Genomic DNA, 19,177 nt, shown 5'->3' with positions numbered 1-19,177 from the left:
TTTAGCTATTTTTGATACGCGTTTAATCAAGCAATCTCTAGGGGTTTTATTTACTCAAGTATTGGTCAGTTTGCTTGTCTCGACTCTATATTTCTGGATTTCTCCCTTATCTTATGCAAGTAGCGAATTGATTGCACGAACCTCTCCAACCATTTGGGATGTTCTCATTGCTATTGCGGGTGGGATAGCAGGTGTCATTGGTTCAAGAAAAAAAGAAGCAAACAATATCGTGCCAGGAGTAGCCATTGCAACAGCTCTGATGCCACCTATCTGCACTGCAGGCTATGGTTTAGCTAATGGAAATGTACGATTTTTATTTGGGGCTCTCTATCTTTTCTTGATCAACTGTGTCTTTATCATGCTAATCAATATTGTTGGAACAAGAATTATGATGAGACAATCTCCCTTAAGTTCATTTAAAGAGCTAAATATTAAAATGAGAATTGGGTTGATCTCCTTGATTGTATTATTGGTTCTTCCAGCCAGCTATTCAGCAGTCACTCTGACGATGGATCAAGCACGAAAAGAAGGGATCAAACAGTTTGTAGGAAAAGAGTTCGCCAATCATACGATCATTAATCAAGTCTACAAGTCAAGTAGCAATGAATTGGTCTTGACAGTTGTTGGAGATCCGATTTCAGAAGAAGAATTAGAAACCATCCGCCAAAAACAAGAATCTTACGGTATTCAATCTGTTCAATTGAAAGTCAATCAAGTCCATAATTCGACAAAATTAGATAGTGAGACGACCAAGGAATTTTACGAAAACATTGACAAGTATATCGATCAAAAACTCTCTGAAAAAGATTCACAAAACGATCTCGTAAAAGAAAATGAAGCAGATAAGGATTGAGAATATTGGACTTATCTAACTCATGGAAGCAAATCTTGGGAAGAGATCTTATATCCAAAAGTTGGTGGATAGAAAAGGATGTTGATGAAGATTCCATTTGTGGTGGTTTGACCAATTACGATACTAGCTCAGGTTAAATAAAATATAAAAAAGCAACAACTATTTCAGTTGTTGCTCAGAACGTAGACAAACGTTATTTTTGGAGTTTGTCTACATTTTAAAAGTTTGGAAACTTGGTTTCCAAACTTTTTATTTGCTAAAGAAGAAAGGAGGAGTGAATTCTTTCAATTTTTCAAAGCAATCCAAAGCTCCTTGATTGTCTTCGCAGATGATGAGACAGACGTCGTCCCCGCAGACGGTTGCGACAATTTGTGGTAATTCAAGGGCGTCTAAGATAGCACCGAAAGACTGAGCCAGTCCAGGTAGAGTTTTCACCACCACTTGGTTTTGGACAGGACGAAGCATGACGAGGGCATCCTCCATATAAAAACGCAGTCGGTTTTCCCAGCGGGATGGAGCGATACTATTAATAGCATAGTAAGAAGTATCCCCTTCATTAATCTTTACCAGATTCAAGGATTTGACATCTCTTGAAAGAGTTGACTGGGTCACGATGATTCCATTTGCTTCTAAGCTGTCTTGTAATTCCTGCTGGGTCCGAATCTTCTTTTCTGAAATAATGGACCGGATGAGGCGGTGGCGACTTTCGATCTTATTCATAAAGGAATCTCCTTATTTGATAAACATAGCGTCTCCAAAGCTAAAGAAACGGTAGCCTTGGTCGATGGCGTGCTGATAAGCTTCTAGAGTGAGTTCCCGACCTGCGAAGGCAGAAACGAGCATAACTAAGGTTGATTTTGGAAGGTGGAAGTTGGTTGAAAAGGCGTCGACAACCTGCCACTGATAGCCTGGTTTGATAAAGATATTGGTCCAACCAGAGTCCGCTTGTAGCTCTCCATTAAACTTATTTCCAATTGTTTCTAAAGTTCGGATAGAAGTGGTCCCAACGGCTACGATGCGGTGACCGCTCGCTTTAACTTGTCGAAGAGTTTGGGCCGCTTCTTCAGAAAGTTGATAAAACTCAGAGTGCATCTCATGCTGGTCTACATCATCAACGGATACTGGACGGAAGGTACCAAGTCCGACATGGAGGGTTAGATAAACCAAGTGAACACCTTTGTCTTCAATTTTTTGTAACAGCTCAGGTGTAAAATGGAGGCCAGCAGTTGGAGCGGCGGCAGATCCATTTTCTTTGGCATAGACCGTCTGGTAGCGTTCCTGATCTTCTAATTTTTCATGGATGTATGGTGGTAGAGGCATTTCTCCTAGGCTTTCCAGGACTTCAAGGAAAATCCCTTGATAAGAAAACTCTACGATACAGCCTCCGTGTTCCAATTTCTTGATGAGAGTCGCTTGGAGACGTCCATCTCCAAAACTGACAATTCCTCCCTCTTTAAGACGTTTGGCAGGTTTAGCAAGAACCTCCCATTGATCGCCCTCGATATTTTTTAAGAGGAGAAGCTCCACATGTCCCCCTGTATCTGGTTTGACCCCATGGAGACGAGCAGGAAGGACACGGGTATTGTTCATCACCAAAGCATCCCCTGGTTCTAACTCATTGATAATGGCATCAAAATGCTGGTCTTCCATCTGACCTGTTTGGCGATTGAGGATCAGTAGTTTGGAGGCATCGCGCTTTTCTAGAGGAGTTTGCGCAATTAACTCCTCAGGGAGGTGGAAATCAAAGTCGTTTGTATTCATGGTCTCTCCTTGTTTCTAAATTCTTCTATTTCTTACATTTAACCTTCCCCATTATATCATGAAATAAGAGTGAAACAAAGGAAATGACTAGCTGAATTTTGACGGAGAGAAGTGAAAAATTCCTTGTCTAGCATGAAGAAAGCGCTTGACAAAAATTGGTCTATACCATATAATGAATATAAGAAATAAGTGGAGGTTTCATCATGAAAGTTATTGAAGTAGCCAATCAAATTGAAGGAGGACAGGTTGCTTTTGACCTGTTAAAAGAAAAGTTAGAACAAGGTGCGAAAACTTTGGGGCTTGCGACTGGAAGCAGTCCACTTGAATTTTATAGATTGATTCGAGAAAGTGACTTGGATTTTTCAGACATGGTCAGTGTCAACTTGGATGAGTATGTCGGCTTGACGGGAGAAGATCCTCAATCCTATCGTTACTTTATGCAGGAAAATTTATTCAATGAGAAACCTTTTAAAGTCAGCTATCTTCCAAAAGGAAATGAAGATACTGCAGAAGAAGAAACAGCTCATTACAATGAAATTTTGACCCAAAATCCAGTAGATCTGCAAATTCTAGGGATTGGTCGTAACGGCCATATTGGTTTTAACGAACCAGGAACTCCATTTGACAGCCAAACGCATTTGGTCCATTTGGATCAATCAACGATTGAAGCCAACTCTCGCTTCTTTGAAAAAATCGAAGATGTTCCAACTCAAGCCATTTCAATGGGAATTGCAAACATTCTCGCTGCCAAGTCCATTATTCTCTTTGCATATGGCGAATCAAAAGCAGAAGCGATTGCTGGAATGGTCAATGGTCCTAAAACAGAAAGTTTACCAGCGAGCGCCCTACAAGGTCATCCAGATGTCGTGATTATTGCAGATCAAGCAGCCTTGAGCCTACTGTAAGCAGTTAAAATAAAGAGACCTATCTGAATTATCCTGGAAGATAGGTTTTTTTATAGCTTGAAGTATGGTACAATAAGATAAAATTCTATATTTGAGGAAAATATATTTTGAAGAAGAAGTTGCTCGTTTTAGGAATTGTCGTCTTATCTTTGCTCCGGCCCTTGTCGATTGCAGCGGATGAGCTAGTGGATATGGCGCAAAAAATGTATCCCAATGATCATGTGCAGGCCTATAACCGACCAAGGTCTTCCCTCGTCATCGATGCGAATACCGGGGATGTTTTGTGGAGAGATAATATTGATGAAGTGAGAGATCCAGCTAGTATGAGTAAGCTCATGACGCTGTATCTGCTTTTTGAATCCATGAAAGAGGGGAAGATTACCAAAGATACGGTTGTCACTGCAACGGCTGCGGATCAATCTATGTCAAAAATCTATGAGATTTCCAACAATAACATCGTTGCAGGAGTGGACTATACGGTCTCTGAATTGATTACCATGACTGCTGTTCCATCTTCCAATGTGGCGACGATTATGTTGGCCAATCTCCTTTCTAACCACGATGCGGATGCCTTTATTCAGCGGATGAATGAAAAGTCCAAGGAGTTGGGGATGACCAATACTATTTGGAACAATCCTAGTGGTGCGGCCATTTCAACATTCCAAGGCTTATATACCAGTTATAACTATCCAAATGATGCTGCCAACCAAACAACTGCAAGAGACTTGGCTATTCTCGTCTATCATTTCGTGAAAGAATATCCCGATATCCTTGGCTACACCAATCAGGCTAAGGTGACCGTCAAACAAGGAACTCCTTATGAGGAAACCTTTGATACCTATAACTATTCCTTGCCAGGAGCCAGATATGCTCTTGAAGGAGTAGATGGTCTGAAGACAGGTTCGAGTCCACGTGGTGCCTTTAACTACATCGCAACCGCTAAACGGGGGGACCAACGAATTATCTCCGTCGTAATGGGAGTTGGTGATTGGTCTGACCAGGATGGCGAATATTATCGACATCCATTTGGCAATGCCTTGATCGAAAAAGCTTTTGCAGATTATAGTTATAAAAAGTTATTGGACAAGGGTGTACAGACTATTGATGGAAAGACCTACACGCTAGATCAACCGTTCTATGCTACGGTGAAAAAGGGAGAAGAGGATCCAAAACTAGTTGTCAAAGATGGACAGGTAGAGGCGGATTCAGGCTTGATGACCCTATCAGAAAAGATTTCTGATGGACTTCCAGTAAAAGAAGGAGCAGTGAATCAATCAGATACCCAAAGTACTGCGGCTCCAGCTTCAGAGAAATCCTTCCGTTTTCCGCTTGAAAGTCTGGTCATTCTGGTTCCAATTGGTATACTTGCTATGATTCTGTATGTAGAAAGAGGTCGTCGCAAAGAACGTGCGCTCAAGGCTCAGAATCGCTACAAAAAATAAATGTTCAAAACTCAACTGAAATCCAGTTGGGTTTTGTCATTGCCTCTTCTGTTTAAAATTGAAAGGAAACTTATGAAAGCATTTCGAAATTCCTATCTTGCTTATTTATTTTTATATAGTTTTTACTTCATGTCGACTGCTCTCTTTACGACTTTAATCTCTGTCTATCTTATAGGCCGGCAGTATTCAGCCAGTCAGGTCTCTAATTTGGTATCAACTGCCTTTTTCTTATCCATGCTTGCCCAGCCCTTATTTGGTTATATCAATGAACGATTTGGCATTGTTAAAATCACCACTTTGAGCTTGGTCGTCCTCATGGCAGGAGTGGGTGGCTTTATCTGGGCCCCTAACTACTTTTGGTTGACGATTTTTTATGGCTTGGTTTTACTGTGCTTAAATGGGACAGCTCCCATGATGGAGGTGTTTGCTACCCAGAGTCCCTATGCTTTTGGAAAAATTCGCGTTTGGGGAACTCTAGGATATGCTGCTGGAGCGCAGCTAGCTGGTTGGCTCTATGCTCATCTTAGCCCCCAGTCTGTATACTATTGTGTTTTGGTAACACTCCTTCTTAGTTTCTTCACCTTAGGAGCTATTCGTATCGACAAGACCAATCGGGTACAGAAAGAAGCTGTATCGATCCGTCCTTTGCTCCACAATGGTCCCTATCTCTTTTTCTTACTTTTGATGGGGATTGTGTCAGGTGTGGGCAATATCGGCCATACCTATATTCCAGCTCTCTTGATGGATAGTGGGCTCCCTGTCCAAATCGCATCTACGGTTGTGGCGATATCTGTCGTTGTTGAAGCGCCTCTTATCTTTTTCTCGGACCGTTTTATGGACCATTGGCCCTTGCGTCTGCTGGTTTTGCTTCCTGTGGGGATTCTCCTGCTCCAGTATTTCATCTATGCTCTTCCGAGTCCTGTCTTCTTAAAAGTGCTGGTCACTCTTTTGGCCAAGCATACGACGGGGATGGTGTTGATCATGGTCTCTTTACGTTTTATCTCTCAACAGGTGGATAAGAAAGATCTAGTCTTAGCCATGGCTCTCATGCAGGGAGTTCGCTACCTTGGTACCATTTTATTGCAACCGATAGCGGCTTTCTTTGTGGATCACGGAGGATTTTCAATGATGAGTTACTTCTTGGTGCTTGTCCTGATCCTCGTCCTTCTTCTCAGTATCTTTTTAAAGATGCCAAAAGGAAAATCTCCGGGTCTCTTTGGGAGTATGAAGGAGTAAAAAGATTAGGAAATAGTGTTTCTGAATAGAGGGACTTATGCTATAATGGAGAACGATGATGATGAAAGAAATGAGAGAGAATGAAGTTTAAACGTGCCTTATTTGCGACACTTTCCCTTGCTTGCCTATGTTCCCCACTGCTAGCAAAGGCGGATGATCTTTACCAACAAGAAGACATCATGTCGATCACAGAAAAATCAGGGACATCGGTGGATGAATTTTTCCGTCCCAAGGCAGATATTGTCGTTGATGCTCACACAGGAGCGATTGTTTATGGAGATAATATTGATGCACCTCGTGACTCCGGTAGCATGGCTAAATTGATGTCTGTCTATGTTCTTCTGAAAGCCATTCAAGAAGGGCAACTGGATTATGACACCCTAATTACCGCGACAGATACAGATGTGATTATTTCTCAAAATCAGAAGTTGAGCAATAGTCCGATTGTGGCGGGTGCTAAATACAAGGTATCAACCCTCCTAAATATGATTTTTGTTCCTTCTTCAAGTGCTGCTACCATCATGATTGCCAATAAGGTGTCTGGAGGAGATCCGGATAAATTCTTGGATTTGATGAACCAGCGGGCTCAGGAAATTGGAATGACCAATACCAAGTGGAACAATCCTAATGGTGCCCCAACTGCAGTCTTGGATGGCTACTATAATCCGACACGCTATGATCAAAATGCCATTAACCAAACAACAGCGAGAGATATGGCTATTTTGGCCTATCACATGGTCAATGAGTTCCCTGAAATCCTCAACTACACCAAAAATGCCAAGATTACCCTCTTCCAAGGGACAGATTATGAAGAAACGCATGAGAATTATAATTATTCCTTAGAAGGTGGAAGGTATTCTCTTAAGGGAGCGGATGGTCTGAAGACTGGATCTAGTCCGACTGCAGATTATAATTACACCTTGACGGTTAACCGTGGGAACCAGCGATTTGTTCAAGTCATTATGGGAGTTGGCCATTACGATGTGGAGATTGCAGAGAGCCTGCGCCACGTCATTGGAAATGCCCTGATTGAAAGACTCTATCAGGATTATGAATACAAAGAGGTGCTGCCGGCGGGGGATCACACCATTCAGGGGCAAACCTATCACATAGAAAAACCTTTCTATGCTACGGTGAAAAGAGGGACCAATCCAGAGGTCAGTGTTCAAAATGGCCAGCTACAAATTGCAAATGGCTTGCAAACTGTTTCTCCGTCTATTCAGCAAACACAGGCTGTAAGCGCAGTACAGGCGTCCCATCAGAAGTCCACTAGCACGCGTCAAAAAGGCTGGGATCCAATGTGGCTTTTTTGCTTCCTTCCCTTCATTTTCCTAAGAATTTTCTTTAACATAAGATATAAGAGAAAATAAAAAGAGAGTGGGACAGAAATCGGTCATTCGTTAGAATTCGATTTCGTCGTCCCACCTCCGCACAGTTGAGTAGGGCTGTAAAAGCTGATGAAATCAGCGTAGTAGAGCCCAGTCAACCACTGCGTCTTGCTCGACAATCCAAAGATAATTGAGAGGCTAGGACTTTTGTCCCAGCCTTTATAGACCGGAGATAGACTAATCTCTGGTCTTTTTTAAAAGAATTAGGGAACAGGTATGAATTGACGGTAACCTGGCTTGATGCTAGAATGGTAGTGGAATGATAAAAAGGAGAGATTGAATGAAAAAAAGACTATTATCAATGGCTGCTTTATTGGGAGCGCTTGGGCTAGTAGCCTGCTCGAATCAAGAAGGGACCTCGTCCAGTGAAAAGTCAGTTCAGAAAACAACCCAGTCTTCTAGCGCTTCTCAGGGCAAGAAAGTGACCAGCTTGAAAGGATCCACAGAGTCTCCTTTTGTTTTGTATACAGATGAGGAACTTGAAAATGCCAGAACGGTTGGGGATTTTAAAGCTCTCTATGCTTTGATGACGGACCGAACAGTTGCTCATTCGGAAGAAGCAGGAGCATCCCTCACGGGCTCTGCAAAAGAGACCTATGAGACTTACCTGAAAGACTTGAAGGAGAAAATGGAAACGAGCAAGGCCCGTTTTAATGAATTCATGGATACGATAGGACCTGAAGATACCGATGTCCCAGAAGATACTCGTGCAACCATTGTCGAAAAATTCGAAACGGCTCGAAAACAAGCTGAAGCATCTGAAAATGGGACCTCCCCATCATCGGAAACTCCCGATCCGGCATCAGGCGAGAAAACGAGTGAGTCAGATCAATAAGCGGGGGACGTTATGTAAAGTCTCGTCTAGGATGGATGAACATTCGCTTTACACGTAAGTAAAATCATATCTAAACAGAGAGTGGGACAGAAATCGGTAATTCGTTAGAATTCGATTTCGTCGTCCCACCTCCGCATAGTTGAGTAGGGCTGTAAAAGCTGATGAAATCAGCGTAGTAGAGCCCACTCAACCACTGCGTCTTGCTCGACAATCCAAAGACAATTGAGAGGCTAGGACTTTTGTCCCATCCTCTTTTTTCTTACCCCGCCTTATATTTGTCCTCTATTACGAATTATATAAGTGGAGGTGATGATATGTTTATTGCAACTGATGCAAAGCAACAGCGTTGGAATTGTTTGGAGAAGGTTCCGATGAAAAAGGAGGGCCCCTTTTTCTGTCTCCTGTGTGGAAAGGAAGTCATCTTAAAGAAAGGGCCTGTGATGCGTCCGCATTTTGCCCACGTCAACCTAGAAGCTTGCCCCTTCCATCATGAAACGGAGAGTCCAGAGCATTTGGAGTTAAAGCTGGCACTTTATCAATGGGCCAAGCAACACTCCAATGCTGAAGTAGAAAGTTCTCTGCAGGTTTTCCAACAGATTGCGGATATTCTCCTTCCAGATCAAAAGCTTGCCTTAGAAGTGCAATGTAGTTCCTTGTCCATGGAGCGTTTAAAAGAACGGAGCGATGCCTATCGCAAGCATGGTTATCAAGTTTACTGGTTGCTAGGGAAAAACTTATGGCTCAAGAAAAGCCTGTCAGCTCTGCAAGAAGGTTTTGTCTATTTTAGCCAAAATAGGGGCTTTCATCTCTGGGAGTTGGATCTAGAGCAGCAGGAAGTCCGGCTCCACTATCTGCTTCATCAAGACTTGCGAGGGCGTCTTCATTATCGGACTCAACATTTTCCTTTTTATGGTGGGAATTTGTTAGATGTTTTGCGGACCCCCTATGCCCAACAAGGCTTGCAACGAATGACGGTCTCTCTAGACAGACAGTTTAAGGACTATCTTCGTCAGCAGTTGTATTACCGGCATCCTAAGTGGATGGCCCTCCAAGAACAACTCTATCTGAAAGGAAAGCATCTCCTGGAGTTGGACTTGGAAGCCTTTTATCCCCTGTGTCGGCCACTGAAGTCTAGGAATTTTATTCAGATTAGGGGAGACTGGCAAGCCTATTATCAGAACTTTATGACCTACTATCGTTCAACTGGAATGAAAGCGACGCAGACTCTTTATTCACCTCGTTTTTATCAGAACTGGAAAGCTTAAATTTCTGTCAATCAAATACCCCCAAATGTTAATATTTCAGCAGAATAAAAGCTGAAATAGACGCGCAAAACTATTTACTTTAGTTAGAAAAGAGGTATAATATACCTAAAAACGAAAGCGAACAAACAAAGAAGAATCTGAAGTATTGGAAGGAGGAATTGAAAAAATATGAAGATTAAACATATTTTACAGTTACCCTTCGGGACGTCTATCAATTTAGACGAGAATGTCCCCGAATCCGGAGTAGTGGGCAAGTTTTTGACCGTTGATTTTGAAAATTACTATAAAGTTGTGGGAGCTCCGACGAACATTTTTTCAGAGGTCTTGATTTCAAAAGCAGAAATGTTGACGGAAGGTCAAGAAGTGCATTTTGTATAAAAATAAGTACTTAGATAATAATCTAGGTGCTTTTTATGTTAGAATAGAAGCATTGGAGGATTTTTGTAATGGTAAAACAACGAAATGAAATTGATGAAAAATACCAATGGGATTTGTCGACCATTTTTGCGACAGACCAAGCATGGGAAGAAGAAGCAACTGCTTTAGCTGCAGCTATTAAAGATGCTGCCCATTTTGCAGGCTCTTTATTGTCTTCTCCAGCCAACCTATTAGAAACCACAGAAGTTTATTTGGACTTGAGCCGTCGTTTGGAAAAGGTTTATGTATACGCCCATATGAAGAATGACCAGGACACGCGCGTAGCCAAATACCAAGAATTCCAATCAAAAGCCATGTCCCTATACAGCCTTTTAGGGGAGACCTTTGCCTTCTACGAACCAGAATTTATGGAGATCACTGAAGAGCAATACGCTAACTTCTTGAAAGAAGTCCCTGCCTTAGAAGCTTATGCTCATTACTTTGATAAATTGCTCAAAACCAAAGAGCATGTCCTTTCTCAAAAAGAAGAAGAATTGTTAGCAGGAGCAGGTGAAATCTTTGCTGCGGCAGGTGAAACTTTTGAGATCTTGGACAATGCAGATATCGTCTTCCCGATGGTGAAGGATGACCAAGGCCAAGAAGTGCAGTTGACCCATGGAAACTATATTTCTTTGGTAGAGTCTAAGGACCGCCAAGTCCGTAAGGAAGCTTACCAGGCCTTGTATGGTGTCTACGAACAGTACCAACACACCTATGCTAAGACCCTTCAGACCAACGTCAAGGTCCACAATTACAATGCCAAGGTTCGCAAATTCTCAAGTGCGCGTGAGGCAGCTCTTTCTGCTAACTTTATCCCAGAAAGCGTCTATGATAGTTTGGTAGAAGCGGTTAACAAACACTTGCCACTCTTGCAACGCTACGTGAAACTCCGCTCAAAAATTTTGGGAATTGAAGATTTGAAGATGTATGATGTCTACACACCATTATCTTCTACCGATTACAAGTTTACCTATGAAGAAGCCCTTGCCAAGTCTGAGCAAGCTTTGGCGGTGCTTGGTGATGACTACCTATCCCGCGTGAATCGCGCCTTTACTGAACGTTGGATCGACGTCCATGTCAACCAAGGAAAACGCTCAGGTGCCTATTCAGGTGGATCGTATGACACCAATGCCTTTATGTTGTTGAACTGGCAAGATACATTGGACAATCTCTTCACCTTGGTGCATGAGACAGGCCACAGTATGCACTCTAGCTATACCCGTGAAACCCAGCCTTATGTCTATGGGGACTATTCGATCTTCCTTGCTGAGATAGCTTCCACAACCAATGAAAATATCTTGACTGAGCAACTGTTAGCAGAAGTAGAAGATGATGAAACCCGTTTTGCTATTCTCAACCACTTCTTGGATGGTTTCCGTGGTACGGTCTTCCGTCAAACCCAGTTTGCTGAGTTTGAACATGCGATTCACAAGGCTGACCAAGAAGGACAAGTCTTGACCAGCGAATTCTTGAATGAACTGTATGCGGACTTGAATGAGAAATACTATGGTCTTTCAAAAGAAGACAACCCAGAAATCCAATACGAATGGGCTCGCATTCCTCATTTCTACTATAACTACTATGTTTTCCAATATTCAACTGGTTTTGCAGCAGCCTCTGCCTTGGCTGAGAAAATCGTTCATGGAACACAGGAAGATAAGGATAAATACCTAGAGTATTTGAAGGCTGGAAATTCGGATTATCCACTCAACGTGATCCGCAAGGCGGGTGTCGATATGGAAAAAGAAGACTACCTCCATGCAGCCTTTGAAGTCTTTGAACGTCGTCTCAATGAATTTGAGGCACTGGTTGAAAAATTAGGATTGGCCTAAGATGGTTGAGTCTTACAGTAAGAATGCCAACCACAATATGCGCCGCCCAGTTGTGAAGGAGGAAATTGTCTCCTTCATGCGGGAGCGCCAAGCACCTGTTACGGATGCCTTAAAGGAGCTAGAAGAATTTGCTCGTCGGGAGAATATTCCCATCATCCCTCATGAAACGGTTGCTTTCTTCCGTCTCTTTTTGCAGACCATGCAACCCAAGTCGATCTTAGAAATCGGGACAGCAATCGGCTTTTCGGCCCTCTTGATGGCAGAGCAAGTGCCGGATGCAAAGATTATGACCATTGATCGCAACGAGGAAATGATTGGTTTTGCCAAGGAAAACTTTGCTCGTTTTGACCAGCGCAAGCAAATCACTCTTTTAGAGGGTGATGCGGTGGACCTGCTGGAGCATATTGAGCAACGCTTTGACTTGATTTTTATGGATTCGGCTAAGTCTAAGTACATCGTCTTTCTTCCAGAAGTTCTCAAACGATTGGAAGTTGGGGGAGTAGTCATTTTGGACGATATCTTCCAAGGAGGAGATGTGGCGCGTGATATTATGGAAGTTCGTCGTGGACAACGCACCATCTATCGAGGTTTGCAACGTCTTTTTGATGCCACTTTGGACCATCCTGGCTTGACGACCAGTCTGATTCCCCTAGGAGATGGTATTCTTATGATTCGTAAAAATCAGGAAGAGATTTCTTTGCCGAAAGAAGAGTAGTTTTTAGACTTATTTAAGTTATCCTGTTGAATTTGTGGTAAAATAGTAGCAGTGAATTTTAGAATGGAGAAATAAATATGAAGAAAAAATTTGTAGCTGGAGCGGTGACCCTTTTATCTGTTGTAACGCTAGCAGCTTGTGCAAAAGGTGGCAGTGACAAAGATATCGTCACAATGAAGGGTGACACGATCACTGTTGGTGATTTCTATGATGAAATCAAAAACAACCAAGGTGCACAACAATATCTTTTCCAAATGACCATTAATAAAGTCTTTGAAAAAGAATACGGTTCAAAAGTTTCAGACAAAGATGTTGAGAAAAAAGTTGATGAGCAGAAAAAACAATTGGGTGAAGCCTTCAAAAGCTACCTCACACAACAAGGTTTAACAGAAGAAACCAACAAACAACAAATCCGTAGTAACCTTTTGTTAGAGTATGCAGTTGACCAAGCTATTTCAAAAGAGTTGACAGACGAAGCTTACAAAAAAGCCTTTGAAAGCTATACACCAGAAATCACTGCAAATGTGATTAAATTGGATTCAGAAGAAAAAGCCAATGAAGTTCTTGCAAGTGTAAAAGCTGAAGGTGCAGACTTTGCACAAATTGCCAAAGAAAACTCTACAGATGCTAGCACCAAAGATAAGGGTGGAGAAATTAAATTTGACTCTGGAACAACAACTGTTCCAACCCGTGTTAAGGAAGCAGCATCTAAGCTTGATGTAAATGGTATTTCTGATGTTGTCATTGTTCCTGCTAGTCAAAACAACGCTGGTAGTTACTATATTGTGAAAGTAACCAAGAAGGAAGAAAAAGGATCAGATTGGAAGAAATACGAAAAACGCTTGAAAGAAATTCTGACGGCAGGACGTAAAAATGATGCCAACTTTATCCGTAGCATCATCGCCAAAGCAATGACAAATGCCAATATCAAGGTGAAAGATGATGCCTTCAAGGCAACCTTCAACCAATACATGCAAAATATTGGTGCAACAACAGAAGGCAGCTCATCTTCTAAATAAGGATATTAGTTGACGAGCATTGTATTTATCTGTATAATGAGATAGTTGAGAATAAATCATTTAGAATCAGATGCAGAGAAGTGGCGGGGGNGCGAGCCACGGAAGAGGAATGATTTTGCTACTCAATAGAACAATTACATAATCGAATGAAGAATGACAAGTTCATTGAATGAAGGTGGTACCGCGGTTTTTCGCCCTTCGTTAGTGAGCTTGTCTTTTTTTTAGCATCTTCTACCGGAGATCCTTTCTAATAAGAGAAAGGTTTTCATAAGGATTTGCAGGAGGAAACTGATGAAAACGTATCTGGTCAAACAAAAGTTTCGACTTGGAGGGGAACGCTTTGACATCAAAAATGATCTGGGAATGGTGGAATACCAGGTAGAAGGTTCATTTTTGAAAATTCCCAAGACCTTTACGGTATTTGATGTGGAAGGCCAGAAGGTAAGCCATATCACGAAGAAGCCTTTTAGCCTCTTACCCCAATTCACTGTAGAATTAGCGGATGGCTCCAGTTTTTTCATCCGTAAAAAACTAACCTTACTCCGTGATAAGTACGATATTTCTAATTTAGGACTACGCATCGAAGGCAATATCTGGGATTTGGATTTCAAGTTATTGGATGATCGCGACCAGCTGGTTGCAGAGATTAGCAAGCAAGTCTTTACCTTAACTTCGACTTATCAGGTATCCGTCTATGAAGAGGAATATGCCAATCTTGTGATTTCCTTGTGTCTTGCCATTGACTATGTAGAAATGATGGAGAATGGCTCCTAAGCCGATCAATAGAAAACAATAAATAGAGGAGAAAACATGAAAAAATTATCTAGTGCACAAGTCCGCCAAATGTGGCTTGATTTCTGGGCGACCAAAGGTCACTCAGTAGAACCATCTGTTAGCTTGGTTCCAGTAAACGACCCAACCCTATTGTGGATTAACTCAGGGGTTGCGACCCTTAAAAAATACTTTGACGGGACTATCATCCCTGAAAACCCACGGATTACCAATGCGCAAAAAGCCATCCGTACCAACGATATTGAAAACGTAGGGAAGACGGCGCGTCACCATACCATGTTTGAAATGTTGGGAAACTTCTCAATTGGGGATTACTTCCGTGACGAAGCCATTACTTGGGCTTATGAACTTTTGACAAGTCCTGAATGGTTTGACTTCCCCAAAGAAAAACTCTACATGACTTATTATCCAGATGATACAGATTCATACAACCGCTGGATCGAAGTGGGCGTGGACCCAAGTCACTTGATCCCAATCGAAGACAACTTCTGGGAAATCGGTGCTGGACCTTCTGGACCAGATACAGAAATCTTCTTTGACCGTGGAGAAGCCTTTGACCCCGAAAACATTGGACTTCGCTTGCTTGCAGAAGATATCGAGAACGACCGTTACATCGAAATCTGGAACATTGTCTTGTCACAATTTAACGCTGACCCAGCTGTACCACGCAGCGAGTACAAGGAATTGCCACACAAGAACATTGATACGGGCGCTGGTTTAGAGCGTTTGGTGGCGGTGATCCAAGGGGCTAAGACAAACTTTGAAACAGACCTCTTCATGCCAATCATCCGTGAAGTGGAGAAATTGTCTGGTAAGGTTTATGACCAAGATGGCGACAACATGAGCTTTAAGGTCATCGCTGACCATATCCGTTCGCTTTCATTTGCGATTGGGGATGGTGCCCTTCCAGGAAATGAAGGTCGTGGTTATGTCCTTCGTCGTCTCCTCCGTCGTGCCTCTATGCACGGTCAAAAATTGGGTATCAACGAGCCTTTCCTTTACAAACTGGTTCCAACTGTTGGAAAAATCATGGAAAGCTACTACCCAGAAGTGCTTGAAAAACGTGACTTTATTGAGAAAATCGTCAAGAGCGAAGAAGAGTCATTTGCGCGTACCCTTCACTCAGGTCAACACTTTGCTCAAGGTATCGTAGCAGACTTGAAAGAAAAAGGCCAAACGGTTATCGCTGGTCAAGATGTCTTCAAACTCTACGATACTTATGGATTCCCAGTGGAGTTGACAGAAGAGATTGCTGAAGAAGCTGGAATGACTGTAGACCATGAAGGCTTTGAAGCAGCCATGAAAGAGCAGCAAGAACGTGCGCGTGCATCTGCTGTCAAAGGCGGATCAATGGGGATGCAAAACGAAACTCTTCAAAACATCACTGTTGAGAGTGTCTTCAACTACAATGCTAGCCAATTGTCTTCTAAGTTAGTGGCTATTGTAGCGGACAATGCAGAAGTAGAAGCTGTATCCGAAGGAACTGCCTCTCTGATCTTTGCGGAAACACCTTTCTACGCTGAAATGGGTGGACAAGTTGCTGACCACGGTCAAATCTTGGATGTTGCGGGTAACGTCGTAGCGACAGTGACAGACGTTCAAAAAGCACCAAATGGCCAACCACTTCATACCGTTGAAGTTCATGCTCCACTTGCTTTGAACCAAGAATACACTTTGGCGATCGATAGCAATCGTCGTCACCGTGTCATGAAGAACCACACAGCCACTCACTTGCTCCATGCGGCTCTTCACAATATCCTTGGCCACCATGCAACTCAAGCAGGTTCACTTAATGAAGTGGAATTCCTTCGCTTTGACTTCACTCACTTCCAAGCTGTAACTCCAGAAGAATTGCGTGCTATTGAACAGCAAGTCAATGAAAAAATCTGGGAAGCGATCGCAGTTAAGACTGTTGAGACTGATATTGATACAGCTAAAGATATGGGTGCTATGGCCCTCTTTGGTGAGAAATACGGTAAGGAAGTCCGTGTTGTGACCATCGGTGACTACTCAGTGGAGCTCTGTGGTGGTACCCACGTTGGCAATACTTCTGAGATTGGCCTCTTCAAGATTGTCAAAGAAGAAGGGATTGGATCAGGAACTCGTCGTATCTTGGCAGTGACTGGTAAAGAAGCCTTCGAAGCTTATCGTGAACAAGAAGATGCACTGAAAGCAGTCGCAGCAACCTTGAAAGCACCTCAACTCAAGGAAGTTCCTCATAAGGTTGAAGGCCTTCAAGAGCAGCTCCGTCAATTGCAAAAAGAAAATGCTGAATTGAAGGAAAAAGCTGCAGCAGCAGCGGCAGGTGATGTCTTCAAACATGTTCAAGAAGCAAACGGCCACCGTTACATTGCTAGTCAAGTTTCTGTATCAGATGCAGGTGCCCTTCGTACCTTTGCGGATAACTGGAAACAAAAAGATTACTCTGACGTGCTTGTTCTTGTCGCAGCAATCGGTGACAAGGTCAACCTTCTCGTAGCCAGCAAGACAAAAGACATCCACGCAGGTAACTTGGTTAAAGAATTGGCTCCAATCGTTGATGGACGTGGTGGTGGTAAACCAGACATGGCCATGGCAGGAGGAAGCAACCAAGCGAAAATCCAAGAATTATTGGATGCCGTAGCAACTAAATTGTAAGCAACAAGAGATCTACCTTCGGGTAGGTCTTTTTGTATGGTAAACTGTTAAATCTTTGTAAAAACTTTTTAAGAAGTACTTGTAATTTTTGATAAATACATTACAATAAATATATAGGAAAAAGGAAGTGTCTTAGATATTGCTCCATTGTCGATTTGAAGGTGCAGTCCGAGGCCCTCATAAAAATCCTAAGTTTGACAGCATAATAAATAATCAAAAGTAGATAATTGAATTAAAAAATAGACTTGGAATAGGAATCGAAAGGAAAAAGGAGTGTTGTATGAAGGGGAACAGTATCTGGAAAAATGTTGGTTTGTATGCCTTGGTGGTCTTCTCTCATTTTATTTTATTTTCGAGGATTCTTGCTAGTTGCTTGAATGTTCTCGTTGAGGGAGGTTCCGAGCTTCTCATTCTCTTGATATTCGCTTTGGTATCTGCTCTCTATATTTTTGGTTTGTGGAAATGGTACCAAAAGGGTTGGAAACTTGAGGTTAAAAAGACCAAACTGACGTCCACGATATGGTTACCCATTGGATTATTAGTTGCCTTTATTGCTCTTCAAGCCTTGGTCTCGGGTGAATCGTCTAATAATCAAAGAAGTATTGAGTTTTTCTTGGAGTTATTTCCTGCCTTCGTTTTTTTCTATATTATTTTTATTGCTCCCATTATTGAAGAATTCATAACTAGAGGCTTAATGGCCAAGTATCTATTTTCAAAGCAGGAAACCCTAGGACAGACCTTGCTCTATATTGCTCTTTCTTCTAGTTTATTTTCTTTTCTCCATCTTCCGTCTAGTCTAGGGCAATTTCTAATTTACTTTATAATGGGTTCAATTTTCGCTTTAGCGTATCTGACTAAGGAAGATATTCGTTATGCCATTGCCCTGCATATAGCAAATAACCTGATCGCTTCTCTCCTTATCTTCTTGCTTCAATAAAGAAGAATGGGGACTAACATACCTACCAAATCAGCCCTTTCCAAATCTGGAAAGGACTGATTTGTTTATTTGAGATAGTTTCTTCTGCAGCAAGGCTAATTTTTAGCATAAAAAAACAAAAAAACCTTTCCATCTGGAAAGGTTTTTGTCTTATAGGCCATAGTTGTAATCGTCATCCTGCATGGCTTCTACTTCACCGAGAAGATAACCATTTCCGACTTGAGAGAAGAAGTCGTGGTTGGATGTACCGGTTGAGATCCCGTTCATGACGATTGGGTTGACATCATCCGCTGAGTCAGGGAAAAGGGGATCTTGTCCCAAATTCATGAGGGCTTTGTTAGCATTGTAGCGAAGGAAGGTCTTGACTTCCTCTGTCCAACCTACACCGTCATAGAGGCTCTCTGTATAGCCTTCTTCGTTTTCATAGAGGGTGTAGAGCAAGTCATACATCCATTCTTTAAGTTTTTCTTGTTCGTCTTCTGGTAATTCGTTAAATCCAAGTTGGAACTTGTAGCCGATATAGGTTCCGTGAACAGATTCGTCCCGAATGATCAACTTGATGATTTCTGCCACGTTGGCCAATTTGTTGTTTCCAAGATAGTAGAGCGGTGTGAAGAAACCAGAGTAGAAGAGGAAGGTTTCAAGGAAGACGCTGGCTACTTTCTTTTCTAGAGGAGTGCCATTGAGGTAGATCTCGTTGATGATTTCTGCCTTCTTTTGAAGGAAGGGATTGGTATTGGTCCATTCGAAAATCTCTTCGATTTCTGACTTGGTATTCAAGGTAGAAAAGATAGAAGAGTAAGACTTAGCATGGACAGATTCCATGAATTGGATGTTGTTAAAGACAGCTTCTTCATGAGGAGTACGAATATCCGCACGAAGGGCTTGCACACCCGTTTCAGACTGCATGGTATCGAGAAGGGTTAAACCTCCAAAAACTTTACCAACAAGGTCTTTTTCCTTGTTAGACAGCTTTCTCCAGTCGTCCAAGTCGTTTGACAAAGGAATACGTGTATCCAACCAGAATTGTTCGGTTAGCTTTTCCCAAGTAGATTTATCGATGACATCCTCGATGGCATTCCAGTTAATGGCTTTGTAGTAAGTTTCCATTTGAAATCTCTTTCTTTTTCTAATTCATTCGAT

At 42.2% G+C, this 19,177-nt stretch carries 17 protein-coding genes; 14 read left to right on the top strand and 3 right to left on the bottom strand.

Going from position 1 to position 19,177, the window contains the following annotated elements; translation table 11 throughout:
* Positions 1-853: DUF389 domain-containing protein (locus D8785_RS01850; protein WP_142999346.1), on the top strand; the 853-nt coding region annotated here is incomplete at its 5' end.
* 249 nt (positions 854-1,102) lie between these two features.
* Here D8785_RS01850 and D8785_RS01845 read toward each other — a convergent pair.
* The gene (locus D8785_RS01845; RefSeq protein ID WP_006596653.1) at positions 1,103-1,573 is read right to left on the bottom strand and encodes an arginine repressor; all 471 of its coding nucleotides are present in this window, start codon (positions 1,571-1,573) and stop codon (positions 1,103-1,105) included.
* A 12-nt stretch (positions 1,574-1,585) separates the two neighbouring features.
* Positions 1,586-2,614 (bottom strand): tRNA preQ1(34) S-adenosylmethionine ribosyltransferase-isomerase QueA, encoded by a 1,029-nt coding sequence (gene queA, locus D8785_RS01840; RefSeq protein ID WP_125374286.1) that lies wholly within the window; start codon positions 2,612-2,614, stop codon positions 1,586-1,588.
* Between the two features lie 203 nt (positions 2,615-2,817).
* Between queA and D8785_RS01835 the strand changes: the two genes are divergently transcribed.
* From D8785_RS01835 to D8785_RS01765, 13 genes are all read left to right on the top strand, one after another.
* Positions 2,818-3,519, top strand: a complete 702-nt coding sequence (locus tag D8785_RS01835) for a glucosamine-6-phosphate deaminase (RefSeq protein WP_125374285.1) — start codon at positions 2,818-2,820, stop codon at positions 3,517-3,519.
* A 107-nt stretch (positions 3,520-3,626) separates the two neighbouring features.
* Positions 3,627-4,961 (top strand): DUF1958 domain-containing protein, encoded by a 1,335-nt coding sequence (locus D8785_RS01830; protein ID WP_125374284.1) that lies wholly within the window; start codon positions 3,627-3,629, stop codon positions 4,959-4,961.
* Positions 4,962-5,033: 72 nt separating this feature from the next.
* On the top strand, positions 5,034-6,197 hold the full coding sequence (locus D8785_RS01825) for an MFS transporter (protein ID WP_125374283.1): 1,164 nt from the start codon (positions 5,034-5,036) through the stop codon (positions 6,195-6,197).
* An 80-nt stretch (positions 6,198-6,277) separates the two neighbouring features.
* Complete coding sequence (locus D8785_RS01820; RefSeq protein WP_125374282.1) at positions 6,278-7,567, top strand: D-alanyl-D-alanine carboxypeptidase family protein; 1,290 nt, start codon at positions 6,278-6,280, stop codon at positions 7,565-7,567.
* A gap of 298 nt (positions 7,568-7,865) precedes the next feature.
* Entirely contained in the window at positions 7,866-8,420 is a 555-nt protein-coding gene (locus D8785_RS01810; RefSeq protein WP_123160091.1) for a substrate-binding domain-containing protein, read from the top strand.
* A 314-nt stretch (positions 8,421-8,734) separates the two neighbouring features.
* A complete protein-coding gene (locus tag D8785_RS01800; protein ID WP_125374281.1) occupies positions 8,735-9,685 on the top strand; it encodes a competence protein CoiA in 951 nt (316 codons plus the stop codon).
* Between the two features lie 168 nt (positions 9,686-9,853).
* Complete coding sequence (locus D8785_RS01795; RefSeq protein WP_123160093.1) at positions 9,854-10,063, top strand: hypothetical protein; 210 nt, start codon at positions 9,854-9,856, stop codon at positions 10,061-10,063.
* Between the two features lie 68 nt (positions 10,064-10,131).
* Positions 10,132-11,934: an oligoendopeptidase F gene (gene pepF, locus D8785_RS01790; protein WP_125374280.1), complete on the top strand. Its 1,803-nt coding sequence runs from the start codon at positions 10,132-10,134 to the stop codon at positions 11,932-11,934.
* A 1-nt stretch (position 11,935) separates the two neighbouring features.
* A complete protein-coding gene (locus tag D8785_RS01785) occupies positions 11,936-12,649 on the top strand; it encodes an O-methyltransferase (protein ID WP_125374279.1) in 714 nt (237 codons plus the stop codon).
* A gap of 77 nt (positions 12,650-12,726) precedes the next feature.
* Complete coding sequence (gene prsA, locus D8785_RS01780) at positions 12,727-13,668, top strand: peptidylprolyl isomerase PrsA (RefSeq protein WP_125374278.1); 942 nt, start codon at positions 12,727-12,729, stop codon at positions 13,666-13,668.
* A 291-nt stretch (positions 13,669-13,959) separates the two neighbouring features.
* Positions 13,960-14,442: an LURP-one-related/scramblase family protein gene (locus tag D8785_RS01775; protein WP_125374277.1), complete on the top strand. Its 483-nt coding sequence runs from the start codon at positions 13,960-13,962 to the stop codon at positions 14,440-14,442.
* A 36-nt stretch (positions 14,443-14,478) separates the two neighbouring features.
* Positions 14,479-17,097 (top strand): alanine--tRNA ligase, encoded by a 2,619-nt coding sequence (alaS, locus tag D8785_RS01770; RefSeq protein WP_125374276.1) that lies wholly within the window; start codon positions 14,479-14,481, stop codon positions 17,095-17,097.
* A gap of 280 nt (positions 17,098-17,377) precedes the next feature.
* The gene (locus D8785_RS01765) at positions 17,378-18,034 is read left to right on the top strand and encodes a CPBP family intramembrane glutamic endopeptidase (protein ID WP_048717184.1); all 657 of its coding nucleotides are present in this window, start codon (positions 17,378-17,380) and stop codon (positions 18,032-18,034) included.
* A 150-nt stretch (positions 18,035-18,184) separates the two neighbouring features.
* Here the strand turns inward: D8785_RS01765 and nrdF are convergent, their stop codons facing one another.
* On the bottom strand, positions 18,185-19,144 hold the full coding sequence (gene nrdF / locus D8785_RS01760; RefSeq protein ID WP_037608336.1) for a class 1b ribonucleoside-diphosphate reductase subunit beta: 960 nt from the start codon (positions 19,142-19,144) through the stop codon (positions 18,185-18,187).
* Positions 19,145-19,177: the final 33 nt, after the last annotated feature.

This window comes from Streptococcus australis (assembly GCF_003943615.1).
GTDB lineage: Bacteria > Bacillota > Bacilli > Lactobacillales > Streptococcaceae > Streptococcus > Streptococcus australis_C.
Note: the sequence above shows the minus strand (reverse complement) of the source record. Positions and strands in the feature narration are given on the sequence as shown.

Coding starts and splice junctions, on each gene's coding strand:
- D8785_RS01845 (WP_006596653.1), bottom strand. CDS start 1,573: ATGAATAAGATCGAAAGTCGCCACCGCCTCATCCGGTCCATTATTTCA.
- queA (WP_125374286.1), bottom strand. CDS start 2,614: ATGAATACAAACGACTTTGATTTCCACCTCCCTGAGGAGTTAATTGCG.
- D8785_RS01835 (WP_125374285.1), top strand. CDS start 2,818: ATGAAAGTTATTGAAGTAGCCAATCAAATTGAAGGAGGACAGGTTGCT.
- D8785_RS01825 (WP_125374283.1), top strand. CDS start 5,034: ATGAAAGCATTTCGAAATTCCTATCTTGCTTATTTATTTTTATATAGT.
- D8785_RS01820 (WP_125374282.1), top strand. CDS start 6,278: ATGAAGTTTAAACGTGCCTTATTTGCGACACTTTCCCTTGCTTGCCTA.
- D8785_RS01810 (WP_123160091.1), top strand. CDS start 7,866: ATGAAAAAAAGACTATTATCAATGGCTGCTTTATTGGGAGCGCTTGGG.
- D8785_RS01800 (WP_125374281.1), top strand. CDS start 8,735: ATGTTTATTGCAACTGATGCAAAGCAACAGCGTTGGAATTGTTTGGAG.
- D8785_RS01795 (WP_123160093.1), top strand. CDS start 9,854: ATGAAGATTAAACATATTTTACAGTTACCCTTCGGGACGTCTATCAAT.
- pepF (WP_125374280.1), top strand. CDS start 10,132: ATGGTAAAACAACGAAATGAAATTGATGAAAAATACCAATGGGATTTG.
- D8785_RS01785 (WP_125374279.1), top strand. CDS start 11,936: ATGGTTGAGTCTTACAGTAAGAATGCCAACCACAATATGCGCCGCCCA.
- prsA (WP_125374278.1), top strand. CDS start 12,727: ATGAAGAAAAAATTTGTAGCTGGAGCGGTGACCCTTTTATCTGTTGTA.
- D8785_RS01775 (WP_125374277.1), top strand. CDS start 13,960: ATGAAAACGTATCTGGTCAAACAAAAGTTTCGACTTGGAGGGGAACGC.
- alaS (WP_125374276.1), top strand. CDS start 14,479: ATGAAAAAATTATCTAGTGCACAAGTCCGCCAAATGTGGCTTGATTTC.
- D8785_RS01765 (WP_048717184.1), top strand. CDS start 17,378: ATGAAGGGGAACAGTATCTGGAAAAATGTTGGTTTGTATGCCTTGGTG.
- nrdF (WP_037608336.1), bottom strand. CDS start 19,144: ATGGAAACTTACTACAAAGCCATTAACTGGAATGCCATCGAGGATGTC.